Below are 17,739 nucleotides of genomic sequence, written 5' to 3'. Positions count from 1 at the left end.
CTCGGAGCGCGATCTGATGTCTATTCCCCAGTCCGGCGGCGGACCCATCGAACATCATGACCAGTTGGCCGAGTATCTCGAAAAGGGCTGTAAACCCAAAGCGGATTGGCGCATCGGGACCGAACATGAAAAGTTCGGCTATCTGAAAGACACACTTGAACCACTGCCCTATGACGGGCCCCGTTCTGTGCGTGCCGTTCTGGAAGGTCTTCGCGACCGCCATGGATGGAACCCGATTTCCGAGGCTGGCCATATCATTGGTCTGGAAAAAGACGGCGCGAACGTGTCGCTGGAACCGGGTGGTCAGCTGGAACTGTCCGGTGCCCCGCTTGAGACGATCCACCAGACCTGTGACGAGGTGAACGAACACCTGAAGCAGGTGAAAGACGTGGCCGACGATCTGAACGTCGGGTTCATCGGCCTTGGCGCCGCCCCGATCTGGAGCCACGAAGACATGCCGATGATGCCCAAAGGGCGTTACCGGTTGATGACCAATTACATGGACAAGGTCGGCACCATGGGCAAATCCATGATGTACCGGACCTGCACCGTTCAGGTGAACCTCGATTTCTCGACCGAGGCCGACATGGTGCAAAAGATGCGCGTCGCTTTGGCGTTGCAGCCGGTGGCCGTGGCCCTGTTCGCGAACTCGCCCTTCTTTGATGGCAAGCCCAACGGCCACAAATCGTGGCGCAGCCGCGTGTGGCGCGATCTGGATGCGGCACGCACGGGCATGCTGCCCTTCGTGTTCGAAGACGGTTTTGGGTTCGAGGCATGGGTGCAGTACGCGTTGGATGTGCCGATGTACTTCGTCTATCGCGACGGCAAATACATCGATGCGCTGGGCCAGTCCTTCCGCGACTTCCTGAAAGGCGAACTGCCCGCATTGCCCGGTGAAAAGCCCACGCTTTCCGATTGGGCCGATCACCTGACCACGATCTTCCCCGAAGCACGGATGAAGAAATTCATCGAAATGCGCGGGGCCGATGGTGGCCCGTGGCGTCGTCTGTGCGCGTTGCCTGCGTTCTGGGTGGGGCTGATGTATGACCAGACCGCGCTAGATGCGGCATGGGACATTGCCAAAACACTCGATGCGGAAACGCGCGAGGCACTGCGCGTGGCGGCATCGGTTGATGGCCTGCAGGCGGTGGCTGGCGGCGTGAAAATGTCCGAACTGGCGGCCGAAGTGCTGAAAATTTCCGAGGCTGGCCTGAAAGCCCGCGCCATGAAGGGCGCAGGTGGCTTGCTGCCGGATGAAACCCACTTCCTGAACGCGCTGAAGGAATCCATCGAAACCGGTCAGGTGCCGGCGGATGAACTGATGGCGAAGTATAACGGGGAATGGGATGGCGATATCAGCAAAATATACTCTGAGTATTCTTACTGATATCAAAAGGCTGCCAGCCGAACGCACTGTCCGGCTGGCCCTTGATCAATAGCCCAGTGCGCAGCCGTCTTTGCGCGGGTCCGACGCCCCTTCCAGCAAACCACTGTCGTGAATGACAATCGCCTGCGCGCCGCCAATGGCAGTGTCGGGCACGATGACGTTGTGGCCCTTATCGGCCAGTTCCTGACGGACCGCATCGGAATAGCCACGCTCGACCGACAGCGTGTCGCCTTCGGCAAAAGAGCGGGGCGCATCCAAGGCGGACTGGGGGTCCATTCCGAAATCAACCATGTTGGTCACAACGCGCCCGTGGCCGTTGGCCTGATACTGCCCACCCATGACGCCGAACGGCATGGTCTGGCCCGCGCCGCGCAGAAGGCCCGGAATGATCGTGTGCATCGGGCGTTTGCCTGGCGCCATTTCGTTCGGGTGGCCTTCTTCCAACGAAAAGCCCGCGCCGCGGTTGTGAAACAGGATGCCGAATTTTTCCGACGCAAGGCCCGAGCCGAAGCTGTGGAAGATCGAATAGATCAGCGACACGGCCATGCGGTCTTTGTCGACCACTGTGATGTAGATCGTGTCTTTATGTACCGCTTCCGAGATTTCGGTTGCCGATTTCATCGCGCGGTTCGGATCAATCAGCGCCGCAAGGTCGCGGGCTGTGTCCATTGATGTCATGTGATCCAGCCGCGTCATATAGTCGAAATCGCTCATGAAGCGGTTGCGGGTGTCGTAGGCCAGTTTTGTGGCTTCGGCCTCGATATGGGCGCGCTGGGTACCGAACGGGTCCATCGACGCCAGATCGAATTGCGACAGGATGTTCAGCAGCAGGATCGCGGTCGCGCCCTGACCGTTCGGCGGATGCTCAAGCAGTTCGCGGTCTTTGTAGGTGCCGCTGATCGGGGCCGCGACGGTGGTTTTCGCCGCAGCGAAATCGTCCATCGTGTGGGTGCCGCCCGCAGCTTGAAGCGAGGCAACCATGTCTTCGGCAACCTCACCGGTGTAGAAGGCATCGCGCCCGTCTTTGGCGATCCGGCGCAGCACCTCGGCCTGACCGGGCAAGGCAAAGATATCGCCGGTCTGGGGTGTTTTGCCGTTCAGCAGGAAATGCGTGCGTCCATGTCCCGTCAGGCGTTCGCAGCCCGATTGCAGGTCAAACGCTACGCGCGGGGCGATGGGCACACCGCTGTCCATATAACGGATGGCAGGCGCAAGGCTGTCGGCCAGCCCGAGTTTACCCCAAGTTTCGGACATGTGGCAGAACGCGTCGATCGCACCGGGGATGGTGACGGCATCGGGCGTGCCAAGCGGGACCGTTTTATGACCGGCTTCGCGCAGGCTTGCGGCGTTCATGCCTGCCGCCGCGCGGCCCGACCCGTTGACGGCAACTACATCTTCACCGGGTTTCGAGATCAGTGCAAAACAGTCGCCGCCGATCCCCGTCATTTGCGGTTCGCACAACCCCAGAAGAACCGCGCCAGCAATGGCGGCGTCAACGGCGTTGCCGCCGCTTTCCAGTATCGAGACTGCGGCTTTTGTGGCCAGCGGGTGCGACGTGGCGCACATGCCATTGGTCGCGAACACGGCCGAGCGGCCGGGTTTGTGAAAATCGCGCATGTTGTGAGGACCTCCCTAGTTCCGCGATCAAGATAGACGCGGGAAATTCGAGGTCAATCGTCAGGGATGTGGGGGAGGAGTGTGGTCCTCGACGCCGTGCACTGGGTGGGGGCTGTTATACACGACGTCGAGGGAAGCTATATGCAGCTACAAAGGTAAGGTTGCCCAAACAATCTGTTCCCAATTTGTGAGGACAAAGGCATTTTTGAGGCGAAACGCATTTTGTGGCTCAATTTTCAGGTCCACGAGAGAATTCCAGTGTCAAAACATTCATTTCACCACATCTTTCGTAGGTTTGGGACCGCGAAAGAGACTTGATCATGAACCAGCCGAATCCCCCTTCCGGCAGGTCAATGGGGTCTGGTGCGGCCCCTTCTGGCAATTGGAACCCCGGCATTGCGCGGCCGTTATCGGTCAGAACCGCGCGAATGGTCGTGACGCCAACCGTCAAATCGATCCGGATTTCGCCACTGTCCAAATTTGCAAACCCGTGTTCGACAATATTGTTCAGCGCTTCGGTCAGGGCGATGCTGCAATTTTGATGGTCGTCGGCTGGTAGCTGATGGGCCGCAAGATGGTTGTCGATCTTCAGGCTCGTGTTCCGCACGGCAAGGAAGTCCGGTTCCATAACCGTTTCGAAAGCCGACCCGCGCTCTTGGGGTTTGATGGTTTCGTCCTGCACCATAAGCGCCGTATCAGCCAGCATCGTAGGTCATGGCCGTCGCCATGTCGGTGTAGATGGCAAAGATGGTGTCCATCCGCGTCAGGCGGAACACCTTGTCTACGGCGGGTTTCAATGCGGCAAGATCAAGTTTCTGTCCGTCATTCAGTTGCTTCATCGACGCGACAATCGCGCCAAGGCCGCTTGAGTCGACAAAATCCACCTGTCCTAGATCCAGCACGCATCTATCCGGCCCTTCACGGGTCAATTCGCGCATCCCGTCCTTGAACTGGATCGCCGCCGCCGCATCGACACGGGATGCGTTGACGCGAATGACCAGTGTTTCGCCGAGTTGTTCGCTTTGTAGGTCCATTCCGTGCTCCGTCTTGCTGTACGGGCACAGGATAGAACCACTTCGTTACCAAGCAGTTTGCATGACTAACTTAGTTTTCAGGAGTTTGGGCGGGTTCGTCAGGCGTGGCCTCGGAGCTGAGACCATCCAGCTTTTGCAACAGAGCAGCGATCTGGTCATCGAGCCAGATACGGCCTGTGTCCACCTTGGCCACATAGGCATCAAGCGTTGGGGCAACCTGCGGAAAACTTTCCTTGATTTGCGGCGCAAAGACATAGGCCAACGCGCCAATCGCGAACAGCAGAACCACATAGGCAAATCCACGGAAGAACCCGCCGCCGGATGTGTCTTCGTCCTCGACCGGGCTGCCTTGCGGCGTTTCGCCGGGCTGTCTGTCGTCCGAGGCGCGCAAAGTCGAATTGATTTCGTCGATGTCAGGCAGCAGGTCGCGGCGCGACGTGGCAGAGGCCAGTGCTTCGGATGCTGCGGCGGTGGATGCAGCTTCGACAACGGGTGGTTGGTTATATTCCTCGGCGGCGCTTTCACCGCGAATGCGGCGCATGCGTTCGCGTGCCTGTCGCTGGCGGCGGGACAGATCATCTTCGTCCGGATCCATCAGGCCAAGGTCCGGCTGGCTTTCAAGTCCACCGGCATCTTCCGCGCGGCGGCGTGTCTCAAGCTCGGCTTCTTCGCGCAGCACGTCGGCGACTGACGGATCGAGGCCACGGCGCACCGGTGCTGCGGCTTCTTCTTCGGGTTCGTCGTATTCGTCCGGTTCCGGTTCGGGGTCCCAATTAGGGGTTTCTTCGACCTCGGGTTCCGGTTCGACCATAACCTCGTCATCAGGATGCATCTGAAACCATGTGTGCCCACAGTTCGAACACTGGACGTCACGCCCCCCTTCCGGGATCACATCCGCCGGCACTTCGTATTGTGCATCACAGTTCGGGCATGTCAGCCGCATAATAGTCCCCAGCCATTTCTGGCACTTATTGCCTGATTTGCACTTACCTTAAGGATGCATATGCATCTGGAAAAGTCCCATTTCGGTTTGCGTGACATTGAAAATGTCGCGTTGCTGCGGCACAACGTGCTGAATTCGGGACGCCCGATGCAAATCGCGCGGCGAAAGAGCAGGTGCTTAAGTGATCGAGTTTGAGAACGTAGCCTATAGTTATGGCGGCGGAGAGCTGCTGAGCGACATCTCGATGCAGCTTGTGCCGGGCTCGTTCCATTTTCTGACCGGTCCCTCCGGATCAGGCAAAACCACGCTATTGAAATTGTGCTACGGGGCGTTGATCCCGACGGCAGGCCACTTACGGATTTTTGGCGAAGACGTTGCCATGCTGGGCCGTGATGACGTGGCCATGGCACGGCGCAAGATTGGTGTGGTACATCAGGATTGCCAGTTTCTGGATCACCTGTCGGTGCTGGATAATGTGGCTTTGCCGCTGCAAGTGTCGGATCAGGACACGGCCGAGGCGATGGCCGATATCGGCGAACTCATGTCCTGGGTCGGGTTGACGAACCGCGCCCATGCCCTGCCGCCGGAACTGTCCGGTGGTGAACGTCAACGCGCCGCGCTGGCACGGGCGGTGATTATGTCGCCGGATGTCATTCTGGCGGACGAGCCCACAGGCAACGTTGATTGGGAAATGTCCCAACGTCTGTTGCGCCTGTTGATCGAACTGAACCGCATGGGCAAAACCGTGATGATCGCGACCCATGATCTGGGTCTGATCCGCGCGGCCAAATCGCAGGTGCAGGCGCGTGTGTTGCGGATTTCGAACCGTCGTTTGCAATTGGCGGGGGCGGATCTGTGAGAGTTTCGATGGAAGATATCCGCAGCCTTCTGCGCGGTGACGCGGCGCACGACAGGATTGTTCCGCCCACGGGCTACACCGTTCGCCTGACACTGTTCAGCGCGGCGGCGATGGCCTTTCTGGCGGTCTTTGCGTTGGCTTTATCGTTGGCGGCGGACCGTCTGGCGGATCGCTGGTCGGATGCCTTGGCCAAAGGCGCAACTTTGCGTATCTCGGCCGCGCCGGAAGAACTGGACGCGCAGGTGGCCGCGGCCATAGCGGTCTTGGACACCACACCGGGCGTCGCATCCGCCCGAGTTCTAAGCGACGACGAACAGCGCGCCCTGCTAGAGCCGTGGTTCGGCCCAGACCTGCCGATCGAGACGTTGCGCGTGCCGCAGCTGATCGCTGTGTCCGAGACCGACGAAGGGTTCGACGCCGGCGGTCTGCGATTGCGTTTGTCCGCAGAAGTGCCCGGCGCGGTGCTGGATGACCACGCCCGTTGGCGCAAGCCGCTGTTGGCGGCGGCGGGCGGGCTGCGCTGGTTGGGTTGGATTGCGCTTTTGTTGATTATGGGGGCCACGGCGGCCATGGTGACGCTGGCGGCCAACGCGGCGCTGGCGGCGAATGCGCAGATCATTGCGGTTTTGCGGCTGGTGGGCGCGACCGATGCCTATATCGCGGCGGCCTTTGTGCGACGTTTCACGCTGCGCGCATTGGGTGGTGCTGCGGCAGGGACGCTTGTGGGAATGATTGCGGTCACCCTGATGCCGGACACTGGCGATACGGGCGGCGTTTTGACCGGGTTGGGCTTTCGCGGGTTCGACTGGATTTGGCCACTTGTGGTGCCTGTACTGGCAGCGGCTGTGGCCTTCTTTGCAACGAAATCCGCAGCCAAGCGGGTGCTTGAGGATCTTGCCTGATGAAATACGCAATTCAGTGGCTGCGTTCGGCGTTCTACGAAATCCACGTCTATCTTATGATGGCGGTCATGGGGATTGCGTTTTTCCCTTGGGCAGTGGTGTCGCCCAAAGGCGCACGGGCGGCCTGCATGACCTACGCCCGCTATGCGATCTGGTCCTTGGGCTGGATGACCGGCGTCAAAGCCGAAGTGCGGGGCACACCGCCAACGGATGAGGTGCTGATCGCCGCTAAACACCAGTCATTCCTTGATATCCTGATGATCTTTGCCGCCGTGCCGTCGGGCAAGTTCATCATGAAACGCGAATTGATGTTCGTGCCCTTTATCGGCGTCTACGGTTATCGCATCGGCTGTGTTCCTGTGAACCGCGGCAAGCGTGGTCAGGCAATCCGTAAGATGGTGTCCGACGTGGCCAAGGGGCTGACGGCCCCCGGTCAGTTGATCATCTATTCCCAAGGCACACGCACCGCCCCGGGTATGAAGATGCCCTATAAGGTGGGTTCTGCTGTGCTGTACGATCAGCTGGGACAGGACTGCGTGCCTGTGGCGACCAACGCGGGCCTTTTCTGGTCGCGGCGCGGTATTTACAAGAAACCCGGTACGGCAGTGGTTGAATTCCTGCCTCGGATCGAGTCCGGTATGGGGAAGAACGAATTTCTTTCTGAACTGGAAGTCAGGGTCGAAACGGCCTCAGACAATTTGATGCGCGAGGCGGGATTTGATGTGGACAATTACAACGCTTGAAGACCTTCACAGCCTGTACGGAGAGCCAGCGCCCGCGTCGCTGAGCAAAGTCGCGGATCGCCTGACACCGCTTTACACCCGCTGGATCGAAGCATCGCGGTTTTGCATTGTCAGCACCGTGGCGGAAGAGGGTACAGACGCGAGCCCGCGAGGCGATGACGGCCCTGTGGCGCGGATCGCCGATCCGAAAACAATCCTGATACCGGACTGGCGCGGGAACAACCGGCTGGACACGCTGCGCAATCTGGTTCGGGATCCGCGAATTTCGCTGATGTTTATGATCACAGGCGAGAAGAATGTCGTCCGTGTGAACGGGCAGGCAGTGGTCTCGAACGACCCAGCGTTGTTGGAAAGCTTCGAGCAACGCGGCAAGCATCCGGCTACGGTGATCGTGATTGACGTCGGCGAGGTTTATTTCCAGTGCGCCAAGGCGATCATGCGGTCAGGTTTGTGGGGTCAGGAGCCTGTTGAGGGCGTGCCGACGGCGGGGGATTTGATTGCGGAAATGACCGAAGGTCGTGCTGGTGGGCGCGAGTATGACGCGACCTATGAGGAAAGCGCGAAAGAGCGGATGTGGTAGGTTTCGCTTTGGCTTTGCCAAAGCGACCGGAGCGGGGGCGCTGCCCCCGCACCTCCGGAGTATTTCGGGACAGATGAAAGCGGCTGGTTTCCGGAAAGGTGTTCAGCGCTTTCCGGTTGTCAGGAGGCTGCGCAATTTTTGTCCGCGGGAGGGATTGATTGCCTCTACCCACGCGATTTTTCCTTCGAGGGAGGCGCGGAAGGCGGGGTCGGACAGGCGATGGTCGCCTTCCTTTTGGCAGGCGTGAATGACGGCTTTGAAGTGATCGAACGTTTTGCGGTCGATGTTCAGGTGGTTGTTTACGACGATGCCAGTCACGGTTTGGCGGGTGGTTTGCGGCTGCACACGGGTTTTGGATGTGTTCAGGACAAAGCCTTCGTCTTTGACGATCTGTGGGACAAGGCGCAGCAGGTTGGATGTGATGGTGCGGTCGCCCGAGAAGGTCAGGTCGTCCGCATAGCGGCTATAGTTGGCATTCAGCCTTTTCGCCAATCCTGCAAGTCTGCGATCCAGACCGAAAGCTGCGTGGTTGGCGAGGGCCGGGGACAGAGGCGCGCCTTGGGGCAGGTGGGGTGTATTGTAGAGGCCACGGTCCGGATAAGTGAGCCGCTCGAGCACGCGGGCCGGAGTTTTGGTGGTTGAGAGGGCGGTCAGGTACACAGCCACATGGTGGGGATATCCCAGACATCTGAACACCCCGAAAATCCTGCCAGCGCTGATCGAGGGGAAGAAGTTTTTCAGATCGAAGCGCAGGACCACCTGTTCGCCAGCGTGTCGGTTTGCGCCCTGAAGACAGTTGCGCGACCTGACAAAGCCGAAGGTGTCGGGATGTGCCGGAAGTTTGTCCAGAATGCTGCGCAGGATGTGACGTTGGATGGCTTTCAGACGCTCTTTGGGGGCTTCTATTAACCGAAAGCCTGACGTCTGTTTTGGCTTCAACACATAGTGATAATGGTTAACGGCCATATCGCCATGTTCTTCGTGCCGGCCAGTTCGGTCCGCGAGGTATTCAAGCTGTTCCGGTGTCAGGAATAGAAATTCGGCCAATGCGGATAATGTGGGAATGTGTGGCAAATCGATTTGCTGAAAAGCTGAAATTGGGGCCATGGCGGGTGGGCTTAAATCCGGAGTGGGCCATATCCCTTTGCGGGCGCAATAGCGGTAAATGCGGTCGAAATTCCGGTCATATAACAGATGTTCTGCAACGTATTTTTCGGTTGGCGCATATCTGGCGGGGAGTTCTGTAACAAGATCCTCTGAAATGGCTGGAACCAGCTTGTGAACGGCGGGCGGGAGGCGCCTTAAGAGATTGGATTTTATGAATTCTTTCGACCATTCACCGCGGGTGATGCTGTGGGTCAGTTTGAGTGATAATTCGTTTTTATTCATAACGTTTAAATCGGGCGCAACGAACGGTTTTTGCCTGTCTCGGTTCTGCACCACCCATACTGGGCAACGCCCAGATGCGGTTGTGCCGTGTTTGCTAAGGTCAGCCTAATAGACGGGGATGCCCCGCCCGTCCCTTTGCGTAGATGCGAAGGGTATCCAAAAACCGCCGCTGCTTTGGAAAATATGCTTGAGGTTGTGGGCGCAGCCAAGTGGTTTCTCTTATTGCGGGTATATGAGCTGTGCGCAGGTGTATTTGTGCAAAAGGGGTATTCTGGCGCGTGGTTAATTTTTTTCCCATTTTCCCGACGGAACGTTTGCTGTTGCACGTTTGTTAAAGACAGACAGCAAACAGGAGCTATCGTCGTGTCCCTAGTAAACCGCCGCCACGTGCTTGGAGCCTTGGCCGCATCGCCGATCGTATCACTTGGTATTGGTGCTTTCCCGTCATCCGCCCGTGCCCAGGCACAGGCCATCGGGTTGATCACGCCCAACGTGTGCATGGTCATGCCCGAGGTCACTGAAGGTCCGTATTATCTGGACGAAAATCTGGTGCGTGCGGACATTACGGAAGACCGTCAGGGCATTCCGATGCGGTTGCAGATGCAGGTGGTGACAGCCGATTGCCAACCGATCGAAAACGCGCGCGTTGATGTCTGGCATTGCGACGCGGAAGGCAACTATTCAGGTTATGCCAATCAGGGCAGTGATGGTGTGTTGGACACATCCGATCAAGTGTTCCTGCGTGGCACGCAGATGACCAAGGCGGATGGTACCGTGACGTTCCAGACAATCTACCCCGGTTGGTATCGGGGCCGTACGACGCACATCCATTACAAGGTGTATCTGGATGAAAAGACGCTTCTGACCAGCCAGATTTTCTTTCCTGACGCGCTGTCAGAATACCTGTTCCAGTCCGTCGCGCCCTATAACAACCGTGAAGCCAAGCGGGACACCACCAACAGCAATGACTGGATCGCGTCCGAGGCGGGATCGGGTGCCTATGCTGCGGTGCGTGAGCAGCCGGAATACTATGATGCTGCGCTGGTTGTCGGCGTTGCGACCGATGCGGTGTCTGTGCCTGCAAGCATGCCGGGCGGGGCTGGTGGCCCGCCTCCGGGTGGTCCTTCTGGTGCTGGTCCACAAGATGGCACGAATTCTGCAGAGGTGTTTGTACCTAGCAAAACTTAAACTTGCCTGCCTAGCTAAATGGAAACCGGCCGCCCTTTTGGGGGCGGCCGGTTTTTTCATGCCTTACGCAGCAGATCAGGCGTGGATCGGTCCGTCGCCGCAGGCCAGGGCCGCTTCACGCACAGCTTCCGAATAGGTCGGGTGTGCGTGGCAGGTCAGGGCCAGATCCTCGGCCGAGGCGCCGAATTCCATGGCAACGCAGACTTCGTGGATCAGATCGCCGGCCATCGGGCCGATGATGTGTGCACCAAGGATGCGGTCGGTTTTCTTGTCTGCCAGAAGCTTGACGAAACCGTCGGCGGCAAAGTTGGCTTTCGCACGGCCGTTGCCCATGAACGAGAATTTGCCAACTTTATAGTCGACGCCTTCTTTCTTCAGCTCTTCTTCGGTTTTGCCGACCGAGGATACCTCGGGGCTTGTGTAGATGACCGACGGGATCACGCCATAGTTCACGTGACCGGCTTTGCCTGCAATCACTTCAGCGGCGGCCATGCCTTCGTCTTCGGCTTTGTGGGCCAGCATCGGGCCTTCGATCGCGTCGCCGATGGCGTAGATGCCGTCGACGCTGGTTTTCCAGTGGCCGTCTGTTTTGACAAAGCCGCGATCTGTTAGCTCGACACCCAGTGCCTCAAGGCCCAGACCGTCGGTGTAGGGCTTGCGGCCTGTTGCGACCAGAACAACGTCTGCATCAGCGGTGTGTTCGCTGTCGTCTTTCTTCAGCTTGTAGGTGACCTTGGCTTTGGTCTTCATGGCCTCAACGCCCTGAACCGCTGCGCCCAGAACAAAGTTCAGGCCCTGCTTTTTCAGGATGCGCTGGAAGGTTTTCTGAACCTCGCCGTCCATGGTAGGTGTGATGGTGTCGAGGTATTCGATCACGGTCACTTCGGCGCCCAGACGGGAATAGACCGAGCCCATTTCCAGACCGATGACACCGGCACCGATGACGATCATCTTCTTGGGGATCTTTTTCAGCGACAGCGCGCCAGTCGAAGACACAACGGTTTCTTCGTCGATCTCGACGCCCGGCAGGGTCGCCACTTCGGAGCCTGTCGCGATGATGATGTTCTTGGCTTCGTGAACTTCGTCACCCACCTTGACCTTGCCCGCCGCGGGGATCGAACCCCAGCCCTTCAGCCAGTCGATCTTGTTCTTTTTGAACAGGAACTCGATGCCCTTGGTGTTGCCGTCGATGACGTCGGCCTTGTACGCCTGCATCTGCGGCCAGTCGACAGAGGGGGATTTGCCCTTCAGGCCCATTTTGGCAAAGTTATGCTCGGCCTCGTGCAACTGGTGCGTGGCGTGCAGCAGCGCCTTGGACGGAATACAGCCCACGTTCAGGCACGTGCCACCCAGCGTTTCGCGGCCTTCCACACAAGCGGTTTTCAGACCCAGCTGTGCGCAGCGGATCGCAGCCACATAGCCACCGGGGCCAGCGCCGATTACGATGACGTCATATTGTGCCATTACGGTTATCCTTTCGTTGAACGGGCGGTGATGGTTGCGCCTGTGGCAGGTCCCACCCCCGAGGAATTAGCGTGTCTTTTATGGCCTCAGAGCAGGGCCATGATCAGCATGATCACGGTCGCCCCAAAGCCGGTCATCCAGATAAGTGACCGGCCCGGACGCCAGCCAAAATAGTAAGCGGGCACGTAAAGCACCCGGGCAACGAGGTATATCAGCGCACATGCGGCTGTGATGGCGTTGCCCTTGTCGGAAAAGGTGATCACCAGCACCGCTATGGTGAACAGGATCAAGCCTTCGAAATGGTTGTTCATGGCGCGCTGAAGGCGGGCGGTTTTTTCGGACATTTCCCGCGATGGCGCACGATCACGGGCGGACGTTGTATAGCCCGGTCCCAATTCCAGATTTGCGGGGATCGCGAAGATGACGAACTGAACGCACTGAAGAAGTGCAGCAAGCGTCAGGGCCGTAAGTTCAGGGGTCATTGTAAGACCTTGCGTTTGCGAAGCATGAACAAAGCAGCCGCCCACAGCGCTACTGCACTAATTGCGTACATCAATAACGAAATCGAGCGCTTGATGCTGGCTTGATGCTGTTCAACGGTTGGCATGAGAACCTGCTCTACTAAGGACCTGTCCAAGTTGGTTTCGGTTGCAAAGCCCATCGATGGGCGCGGTGGGCTTTGGATTAAGGTCCAAAGGTCCCAAAGACCTGTCAGCAGGGCAACAAGAACCACGGGCGCTGCGGAGACTAGAGCAAATTTATTCCTGGTCCAAAGGTTTCCCAGAACACTTAGGGCAAACAGAAAAAGCACACCCGCGAAGATGGCACTGTAAGGCACATTCCCCGAATAGGAGAAACGCGAAAAGCTGGACAAACTTTGGAATACTGAAAGGGCGTAGAAAAGAGCGAGCACAACGCCCACAGCGTAGGCGTAGCCAATCAGGACGTGCTTGAGCACCCGATTGAAAACTGCCGCGCTGGTTTCCATTCTTTCGCCTTTCATACCCTCCCGCACATAAGCGAGAGGGTGGAGTTTTAAGACTGCTTGATCGAGATTACAGATCCATCAGCAGGCGACGAGGATCTTCCAGCGCTTCTTTGACGCGCACGAGGAAGGTCACGGCGCCTTTGCCGTCGACGATACGGTGGTCGTAGGACAGTGCCAGATACATCATCGGGCGGGCCACGATCTGACCGTTCACGACCATCGGGCGTTCCTGAATTTTGTGCATGCCGAGGATACCGGACTGCGGGGGGTTCAGGATCGGCGAGGACATGAGCGAGCCGTAGACACCACCGTTCGAGATGGTGAAGGTGCCGCCCTGCATTTCTGCCATGGACAGTTTGCCGTCACGGGCGCGTTTGCCCTTTTCAGCGATCTCTTTTTCGATGTCGGCAAAGCTTTTCTGGTCGACGTCACGCAGTACCGGAACAACCAGACCCTGCGGTGTACCTGCCGCGATGCCCATGTGGACAAAGTTCTTGTACACGATGTCTGTGCCGTCGATTTCGGCGTTCACTTCGGGCACTTCTTTCAGCGCGTGGACGCAGGCCTTGGTGAAGAACGACATAAAGCCCAGACGTGCGCCGTGCTTCTTCTCGAACTGGTCTTTGTACTGGTTGCGCAGTGCCATCACCTCGGTCATGTCGACCTCGTTGTAGGTGGTCAGCATCGCCGCGGTGTTCTGAGCGTCTTTCAGACGGCGCGCGATGGTCTGGCGCAGACGGGTCATCTTAACGCGTTCTTCGCGGGCAGCATCGTCGGCAGCAACCGGTGCGCGCGGCGCTTTGGGTGCCTCTGCTGCGGCAGGGGCAGAGGATGCCGCAGCAACAGCGCGTGCCACGTCTTCTTTCATGGCGCGACCGTCACGGCCCGAACCCTGAACCTGATCGCGGCTGATGCCTGCTTCGGCCATGGCTTTCTTGGCAGCGGGCGCATCTTCGACGTCCGAACGGCCAGAGCCTGCTGCGGGTGTGCTGTACTGCGTGTCGCCTGCGGGTGCTGCGGCCTCTTTGGCGGCCGGTGCGGCGGCACCGCCTGCGCCTTCTGCGATCACGGCAAGCTGACCGCCTGCTTCGACGGTTGTGCCTTCGCCAGCCAGAATTTTGGACAGGGTGCCAGCGGCGGGCGCGGGGACCTCAACCGAGACCTTGTCTGTTTCCAGTTCGCACAGGATTTCATCCTGAGCGACCGCTTCGCCTTCTTTCTTGAACCATGTCGAAACGGTTGCTTCGGACACGGATTCGCCCAGCGTCGGGACCATCACGTCAATCGATGCGCCGGACGCTGCGGGGGCGTCTGCTTTGGCTTCGGTCTTTTTGGCCGGTGCCGGTGCTGCAGCGCTGTCACCTTCCGAGATGTTGGCCAGCAGCGCGTCAACGCCTACTGTTTCACCTTCGGCTGCGACGATTTCCGCCAGTGTGCCAGCGGCGGGCGACGGGACTTCTACAGTGACCTTGTCGGTTTCCAGTTCGCACAGCATTTCGTCCACAGCGACAGCATCGCCGGGCTTTTTGAACCATGTCGCAACGGTTGCCTCGGTTACGGATTCACCCAGTGTGGGTACACGCACTTCGGTGGTCATGTTCTTATCCTTCAATCGTCAGCGCTTCATCGACGAGCGCTTCTTGTTGGGCTTTGTGAGCGGAGGCCAGACCTGTTGCGGGCGAGGCCGATGTGGCGCGGCCCACGTAACGGGGGCGCGAGTGTTTCGCTTTGATGCGACCCAGAACCCATTCGATATTGGGTTCGATAAAGGTCCATGCACCTTGGTTTTTGGGTTCTTCCTGACACCAGATCATTTCTGCCTGCGGGAAGCGTTCCAGTTCTTTGACCAAGGAAATGGCCGGGAACGGATAGAACTGTTCCACACGCAGCAGATAGACGTCGTCCAGACCCCGCTTGTCGCGCTCTTCCAGAAGGTCGAAGTAGACCTTGCCGGAACACATCACGACGCGCTTGATCTTGTCGTCGGCAACCAGCTTGGTGTCCGAGTTGCCCTTTTGCGCATCGTCCCAAAGGACGCGGTGGAAGGACGAACCGGATGTAAAGTCTTCGGCTTCCGAGATGCAGAGCTTGTGACGCAGCAGCGATTTCGGTGTCACCAGAACCAGCGGCTTACGGTAGGACCGGTGCAACTGGCGACGCAGGATGTGGAAGTAGTTCGCAGGGGTCGAGCAGTTGGCAACGATCCAGTTGTCCTGACCACACATCTGCAAGAAGCGTTCAAGACGCGCAGACGAGTGTTCCGGACCCTGACCTTCAAAGCCGTGCGGCAGAAGGCAAACCAGACCGGACATCCGCAGCCATTTCGATTCACCCGACGAGATGAACTGGTCGAACATGATCTGCGCACCGTTGGCGAAGTCGCCGAACTGGGCTTCCCAAAGGGTCAGCGCGTTCGGTTCCGCCAGCGAGTAGCCGTATTCGAAGCCCAGAACCGCATATTCGGACAGCGCCGAGTCGATAACTTCGTAGCGGGCCTGACCGTCACGGATGGCGTTCAGCGGGTAGTAGCGTTCTTCGGTGTCCTGATTGATCAGGGCCGAGTGGCGCTGCGAGAACGTACCACGGGTCGAGTCCTGACCGGCCAGACGCACAGGGTAGCCTTCGGTCAGAAGCGAGCCGAATGCCAGTGCCTCGGCAGTGGCCCAGTCGAACCCTTTACCGGTGTCGAACATGTTCTTGCGGGTTTCCAGCAAGCGGGCGACGGTTTTATGCGTCGGGAAGCCATCAGGCGCAGTGGTCAGAGCCTGACCGATCTGCTGCATGGTTTCTTCCTTGATCGACGTTTTGCCGCGCTGGTATTTGCCCTGCTTTTGCTTGTCGAGGTGCGACCAGCGGCCATCCAGCCAGTCGGCCTTGTTCGGCTTGAACACCTTACCGGCTTCGAATTCTTCATTCAGGTGCGCTTGGAACGCGGCCTTCATGTCTTCGATTTCACCTTCGGGGATCAGGCCGTCTTTGACCAGACGTTCTGTATACAGCGTCAGGGTAGTGCGCTGCTTTTTGATCTTTTTGTACATCACCGGGTTGGTGAACATGGGCTCGTCGCCCTCGTTGTGACCAAAGCGGCGGTAGCAGAACATGTCAATGACAACGTCTTTGCCGAACTTCTGACGGAACTCGGTTGCGACCTTGGCGGCGTGCACCACAGCCTCGGGGTCGTCACCGTTGACGTGGAAGATCGGGGCTTCAACCACCAGCGCGTTGTCCGTCGGGTAGGGCGACGAACGCGAGAAGTGCGGCGCAGTGGTAAAGCCGATCTGGTTGTTCACAACGATATGGATCGTGCCGCCGGTGCGGTGACCGCGCAGACCGGACAGTGCGAAACATTCCGCCACAACGCCCTGTCCGGCAAAGGCCGCGTCGCCGTGCAGAAGGACAGGCATAACCTGTGTGCGCTCGGCGTCGTTCAGCTGGTCCTGCTTGGCGCGGGCCTTACCCAGAACAACGGGGTTTACCGCTTCGAGGTGCGAGGGGTTTGCTGTCAGCGACAGGTGCACTTCGTTTCCGTCGAATTCGCGGTCGGACGATGCACCGAGGTGATACTTCACGTCGCCCGAACCATCCACATCCTCGGGCTTGAAGCTGCCGCCTTGGAATTCGTTGAAGATCGCGCGGTAGGGTTTGCCCATCACGTTGGCCAGAACCGACAGGCGGCCACGGTGGGGCATACCGATAATGATGTCACGCACACCCAACGCGCCACCGCGTTTGATGATCTGTTCCATCGCAGGGATCAGCGATTCACCACCATCAAGGCCGAAACGCTTGGTGCCCATGTATTTCACGTGCAGGAATTTTTCGAACCCTTCGGCTTCGACCATCTTGTTCAGGATGGCTTTACGGCCTTCACGGGTGAATTTGATTTCCTTGCCGAAACCTTCGATCCGCTCTTTCAGCCATGCGGACTGCTCGGGATCAGAGATGTGCATGTACTGAAGCGCAAAGGTGCCACAGTAGGTGCGTTTCAGAACGGAAATGATTTCGCGCAGCGACGCGATTTCCAGACCAAGAACGTTGTCGATGAAGATCGGGCGATCCAGATCGGCGTCGGTGAAGCCGTAGGATTTGTAGTCAAGCTCGGGGTGCTCGGATGTGTCGCGCATGCCCAGCGGGTCCAGATCAGCGGCAAGGTGGCCACGGATACGGTAGGCGCGGATGATCATCAGGGCGCGGATACTGTCCAGAACGGCGCGGCGCACTTCGGCATCGGTCAGCGACACACCGGCGGATTTCGCCTTGTCCTGAATTTTCGCACCGGCAGATTTTGCCTCGGCGGGGGCGACGGGCATGGGCCATTCGCCGGTCAGGGCTGCTGTCAGGTCATCGCCCGGTGCAGGGGGCCAGTCGCGGCGCGCCCAAGAGGGGCCGTCGGCTTCTTTCTTGACCGAAATCTCATCATCGCCAAGCTGCTGGAAGAAGGATTGCCACGCTTCGTCAACGGCATTGGGGTCGTTGGCATAGCGCGCGTACATCTGCTCCAGATATTCGGCATTGTGCCCCTGCATAAAGCTTGAGGCATGGAAAACGTCGTTGGGGCTTTGGTCGGTCATTGGTGCACCTCGGGTTTCAGGCGATTTTGCCCTGCCTGATATTGTCGAGCTCGGGCCGATCGTCACCGGCCCTT

16 protein-coding genes are annotated in these 17,739 nt (G+C 58.6%); 6 read left to right on the top strand and 10 right to left on the bottom strand.

The window, feature by feature from the left end; translation table 11 throughout:
• Positions 1–16 precede the first annotated feature (16 nt).
• On the top strand, positions 17–1,387 hold the full coding sequence (locus AC4FIA_RS01185) for a glutamate--cysteine ligase (protein WP_490364388.1): 1,371 nt from the start codon (positions 17–19) through the stop codon (positions 1,385–1,387).
• Positions 1,388–1,432: 45 nt separating this feature from the next.
• Here AC4FIA_RS01185 and AC4FIA_RS01180 read toward each other — a convergent pair whose 3' ends face one another.
• The 4 genes from AC4FIA_RS01180 to AC4FIA_RS01165 all read right to left on the bottom strand — a co-directional run bounded on the left by AC4FIA_RS01180 (position 1,433) and on the right by AC4FIA_RS01165 (position 4,981).
• Positions 1,433–3,004: a gamma-glutamyltransferase family protein gene (locus AC4FIA_RS01180; protein ID WP_490364387.1), complete on the bottom strand. Its 1,572-nt coding sequence runs from the start codon at positions 3,002–3,004 to the stop codon at positions 1,433–1,435.
• Between the two features lie 229 nt (positions 3,005–3,233).
• Positions 3,234–3,710 (bottom strand): ATP-binding protein, encoded by a 477-nt coding sequence (locus tag AC4FIA_RS01175; RefSeq protein WP_490364386.1) that lies wholly within the window; start codon positions 3,708–3,710, stop codon positions 3,234–3,236.
• Positions 3,700–4,038: an STAS domain-containing protein gene (locus AC4FIA_RS01170; protein ID WP_103910461.1), complete on the bottom strand. Its 339-nt coding sequence runs from the start codon at positions 4,036–4,038 to the stop codon at positions 3,700–3,702. Before AC4FIA_RS01170 ends, AC4FIA_RS01175 begins: the two co-directional genes overlap by 11 nt.
• Positions 4,039–4,108: 70 nt before the next feature.
• Positions 4,109–4,981: a zinc-ribbon domain-containing protein gene (locus AC4FIA_RS01165; RefSeq protein ID WP_490364385.1), complete on the bottom strand. Its 873-nt coding sequence runs from the start codon at positions 4,979–4,981 to the stop codon at positions 4,109–4,111.
• Between the two features lie 181 nt (positions 4,982–5,162).
• On the opposite strand from AC4FIA_RS01165, the gene AC4FIA_RS01160 reads away from it, so the two are divergent.
• From AC4FIA_RS01160 to AC4FIA_RS01145, 4 genes are read left to right on the top strand one after another with little or no spacing between them, the layout of a single operon-like run.
• Positions 5,163–5,840: a cell division ATP-binding protein FtsE gene (locus AC4FIA_RS01160; protein WP_103910459.1), complete on the top strand. Its 678-nt coding sequence runs from the start codon at positions 5,163–5,165 to the stop codon at positions 5,838–5,840.
• An 8-nt stretch (positions 5,841–5,848) separates the two neighbouring features.
• Positions 5,849–6,742 carry a cell division protein FtsX gene (locus tag AC4FIA_RS01155; RefSeq protein WP_490364384.1) on the top strand — a complete coding sequence of 298 codons (894 nt, stop codon included), beginning with the start codon at positions 5,849–5,851 and terminating at the stop codon, positions 6,740–6,742.
• On the top strand, positions 6,742–7,485 hold the full coding sequence (locus AC4FIA_RS01150) for a lysophospholipid acyltransferase family protein (protein ID WP_490364383.1): 744 nt from the start codon (positions 6,742–6,744) through the stop codon (positions 7,483–7,485). The genes AC4FIA_RS01155 and AC4FIA_RS01150 overlap by 1 nt, the downstream gene beginning before the upstream one ends.
• Positions 7,463–8,065, top strand: a complete 603-nt coding sequence (locus tag AC4FIA_RS01145; RefSeq protein WP_490364382.1) for a pyridoxamine 5'-phosphate oxidase family protein — start codon at positions 7,463–7,465, stop codon at positions 8,063–8,065. Before AC4FIA_RS01150 ends, AC4FIA_RS01145 begins: the two co-directional genes overlap by 23 nt.
• Positions 8,066–8,167: 102 nt before the next feature.
• Here AC4FIA_RS01145 and AC4FIA_RS01140 read toward each other — a convergent pair whose 3' ends face one another.
• On the bottom strand, positions 8,168–9,508 hold the full coding sequence (locus tag AC4FIA_RS01140; protein ID WP_490364381.1) for a reverse transcriptase family protein: 1,341 nt from the start codon (positions 9,506–9,508) through the stop codon (positions 8,168–8,170).
• A gap of 309 nt (positions 9,509–9,817) precedes the next feature.
• On the opposite strand from AC4FIA_RS01140, the gene AC4FIA_RS01135 reads away from it, so the two are divergent.
• Positions 9,818–10,642, top strand: coding sequence for an intradiol ring-cleavage dioxygenase (locus AC4FIA_RS01135; protein ID WP_490364380.1), 825 nt, complete (start codon positions 9,818–9,820; stop codon positions 10,640–10,642).
• A 75-nt stretch (positions 10,643–10,717) separates the two neighbouring features.
• On the opposite strand, the gene lpdA is transcribed toward AC4FIA_RS01135, so the two are convergent.
• From lpdA to AC4FIA_RS01110, 5 genes are all read right to left on the bottom strand, one after another.
• Positions 10,718–12,106 (bottom strand): dihydrolipoyl dehydrogenase, encoded by a 1,389-nt coding sequence (gene lpdA, locus AC4FIA_RS01130; protein WP_490364379.1) that lies wholly within the window; start codon positions 12,104–12,106, stop codon positions 10,718–10,720.
• Between the two features lie 86 nt (positions 12,107–12,192).
• Entirely contained in the window at positions 12,193–12,588 is a 396-nt protein-coding gene (locus tag AC4FIA_RS01125; RefSeq protein ID WP_490364378.1) for an MAPEG family protein, read from the bottom strand.
• Entirely contained in the window at positions 12,585–13,094 is a 510-nt protein-coding gene (locus AC4FIA_RS01120; RefSeq protein ID WP_490364377.1) for a hypothetical protein, read from the bottom strand. The genes AC4FIA_RS01125 and AC4FIA_RS01120 overlap by 4 nt, the downstream gene beginning before the upstream one ends.
• A gap of 67 nt (positions 13,095–13,161) precedes the next feature.
• The gene (gene odhB / locus AC4FIA_RS01115; protein WP_490364376.1) at positions 13,162–14,691 is read right to left on the bottom strand and encodes a 2-oxoglutarate dehydrogenase complex dihydrolipoyllysine-residue succinyltransferase; all 1,530 of its coding nucleotides are present in this window, start codon (positions 14,689–14,691) and stop codon (positions 13,162–13,164) included.
• 4 nt (positions 14,692–14,695) lie between these two features.
• Positions 14,696–17,665 (bottom strand): 2-oxoglutarate dehydrogenase E1 component, encoded by a 2,970-nt coding sequence (locus AC4FIA_RS01110; protein WP_490364375.1) that lies wholly within the window; start codon positions 17,663–17,665, stop codon positions 14,696–14,698.
• Positions 17,666–17,739: the final 74 nt, after the last annotated feature.

This window comes from Thalassococcus sp. (assembly GCF_982780845.1).
Note: the sequence above shows the minus strand (reverse complement) of the source record. Positions and strands in the feature narration are given on the sequence as shown.

What these genes read in the sequence shown, in the direction of transcription:
- AC4FIA_RS01110 (WP_490364375.1), bottom strand. Translation starts at nt 17,665, where the DNA reads ATGACCGACCAAAGCCCCAACGACGTTTTCCATGCCTCAAGCTTTATG.
- AC4FIA_RS01170 (WP_103910461.1), bottom strand. Translation starts at nt 4,038, where the DNA reads ATGGACCTACAAAGCGAACAACTCGGCGAAACACTGGTCATTCGCGTC.
- AC4FIA_RS01155 (WP_490364384.1), top strand. Translation starts at nt 5,849, where the DNA reads ATGGAAGATATCCGCAGCCTTCTGCGCGGTGACGCGGCGCACGACAGG.
- AC4FIA_RS01125 (WP_490364378.1), bottom strand. Translation starts at nt 12,588, where the DNA reads ATGACCCCTGAACTTACGGCCCTGACGCTTGCTGCACTTCTTCAGTGC.
- AC4FIA_RS01120 (WP_490364377.1), bottom strand. Translation starts at nt 13,094, where the DNA reads ATGGAAACCAGCGCGGCAGTTTTCAATCGGGTGCTCAAGCACGTCCTG.
- AC4FIA_RS01145 (WP_490364382.1), top strand. Translation starts at nt 7,463, where the DNA reads ATGTGGACAATTACAACGCTTGAAGACCTTCACAGCCTGTACGGAGAG.
- AC4FIA_RS01175 (WP_490364386.1), bottom strand. Translation starts at nt 3,710, where the DNA reads ATGCTGGCTGATACGGCGCTTATGGTGCAGGACGAAACCATCAAACCC.
- AC4FIA_RS01165 (WP_490364385.1), bottom strand. Translation starts at nt 4,981, where the DNA reads ATGCGGCTGACATGCCCGAACTGTGATGCACAATACGAAGTGCCGGCG.
- AC4FIA_RS01180 (WP_490364387.1), bottom strand. Translation starts at nt 3,004, where the DNA reads ATGCGCGATTTTCACAAACCCGGCCGCTCGGCCGTGTTCGCGACCAAT.
- odhB (WP_490364376.1), bottom strand. Translation starts at nt 14,691, where the DNA reads ATGACCACCGAAGTGCGTGTACCCACACTGGGTGAATCCGTAACCGAG.
- AC4FIA_RS01185 (WP_490364388.1), top strand. Translation starts at nt 17, where the DNA reads ATGTCTATTCCCCAGTCCGGCGGCGGACCCATCGAACATCATGACCAG.
- lpdA (WP_490364379.1), bottom strand. Translation starts at nt 12,106, where the DNA reads ATGGCACAATATGACGTCATCGTAATCGGCGCTGGCCCCGGTGGCTAT.
- AC4FIA_RS01150 (WP_490364383.1), top strand. Translation starts at nt 6,742, where the DNA reads ATGAAATACGCAATTCAGTGGCTGCGTTCGGCGTTCTACGAAATCCAC.